Raw genomic sequence first — 1,700 nt, forward strand, 5'->3', positions numbered from 1 at the left:
GCTACGGCAGATATGGAACCGAAAATGTGGTGCGAGACGTGGTGCGAAAAATTCACCCAGAATGAAATGGGTCATAAATCATTTGAGCGGCCCGAGACATAGGTGACAGAACGTACCGGACACATGGGTTACACTTTCCGCTTTTGTTCTGCGGGAGGTGTGGATGCCGTGGAAAGCGAGTTCGGTAATGGAAGAGCGCCTTCGCTTTGTCGCCCGGCTTCTGGATGGAGAAGCCATGGCCGAGGTCTGCCGGGAGTTCGGCATCTCCCGCAAAACTGGCTACAAGATTTTCGATCGTTACAAGGAGCACGGGCTTGAAGCGTTAAGCGACCGCTCCAGGCGGCCGATCCGTTACGCCAACCAGCTCCCGCAGCAGGTCGAGACCCTGATCGTTCGGCTGAAGGGCGAGAAGCCACACTGGGGCGCCCGCAAGATCCGCGAGCTCCTGGTGCGACGGCTCGACGGCGACGTCCGGGTGCCGGCCAAAAGCACCATCCATGCGATCCTCGACCGCCATGGCCTGGTCAAGCGCGGCTGCGTGCCGCGCCACCGCGCGCACGGCACGCCGCTGTCGCAGGGCACGCTTGCCAACGATCTGTGGTGTGCCGACTTCAAGGGCGAGTTCAAGCTCGGCAATGGCCGATACTGCTATCCGCTGACCGTCACCGACCATGCCTCGCGCTTCCTGCTGCTCTGTGAAGCGCTGGATTCCACGCGGGAAGACCCTGCCATTACTGCCTTTGAACGGCTGTTCCGCGAGCGCGGTCTGCCGTTTGCCATCCGCTCCGACAATGGCGTGCCCTTTGCCAGTCCAAACGCGCTGTTCAACCTCTCGAAGCTGTCGGTGTGGTGGCTCAGACTCGGCATTGCGATCGAACGCATCAAGCCTGGCCATCCGCAGCAGAACGGCCGTCACGAGCGCATGCATCTCACGCTGAAGAAGGAGGCCACCCGGCCGCCGGGGTTCAACAGCTTGCAGCAGCAGGCACGCTTCGATGCCTTCCTCCGCGAGTTCAATTCTGAACGTCCCCACGAGGCGCTCGACATGAAGTGCCCCGGAGAGCTCTACACAGCCTCAACCCGCCGCTACGATGGTCTGCCGGAACTCACATATCCGTTCCACGACCGCGACGGTGTCATCACCGCCTGCGGCCGCCTCTGCCTCCATCGCAAGAAGATCAACATCTCGACCGTGCTGGCCGGCCAGAAGCTCGGCATCAAGGAAGTCGACGACGGCATTTGGCTCGTCAGCTTCATGCATTACGATCTCGGTTACTTCGACCTCGAACAAAAGACCTTGCAGCCCCTCGACAACCCGTTCGGCCCGAAGCCCGCCACCCATGTCTCAAGTACAGCCTCGGCGCTCTGACCGAGATGCGCTTTCCTGCATTCTTGGCATGGTGGCCAGTTGCTTGGCCGCGCTGAGCCGTCACCCCCCGAAGCCCGCAGGGGCGCGGCCTTTGCCGCGCGGGGTTGACGGCGAAAGCGCGGACCGAGCAATAATGGTCATGCCATGAACGCGTCTCGCCGTAACACACCAAATCGGATGCGTTGGGCGTTGGCTGGATCGACCCTGGAGTAAATGACCTTGCAACCAATCGGCAACCCGCTCGGCACGAGGTTGTCACCTATGTCTTAGGTACGATCTGTTACCGATGTCTTCGGTCTGGACAATTGATTTTACTGGTAGCGGGGGAGGG

The 1,700-nt window shown here is 60.9% G+C and carries 1 protein-coding gene; it reads left to right on the forward strand.

Annotation, left to right across the window (positions count from 1 at the left end; translation table 11 throughout):
• Positions 1-163 precede the first annotated feature (163 nt).
• On the forward strand, positions 164-1,369 hold the full coding sequence (locus AC629_RS44280; RefSeq protein WP_063677366.1) for an integrase core domain-containing protein: 1,206 nt from the start codon (positions 164-166) through the stop codon (positions 1,367-1,369).
• The last annotated feature ends 331 nt before the right edge of the window (positions 1,370-1,700 follow it).

It is taken from the genome of Bradyrhizobium sp. NAS80.1, from assembly GCF_001908205.1.
GTDB lineage: Bacteria > Pseudomonadota > Alphaproteobacteria > Rhizobiales > Xanthobacteraceae > Bradyrhizobium.

Coding starts and splice junctions, on each gene's coding strand:
- AC629_RS44280 (WP_063677366.1), top strand. CDS start 164: ATGCCGTGGAAAGCGAGTTCGGTAATGGAAGAGCGCCTTCGCTTTGTC.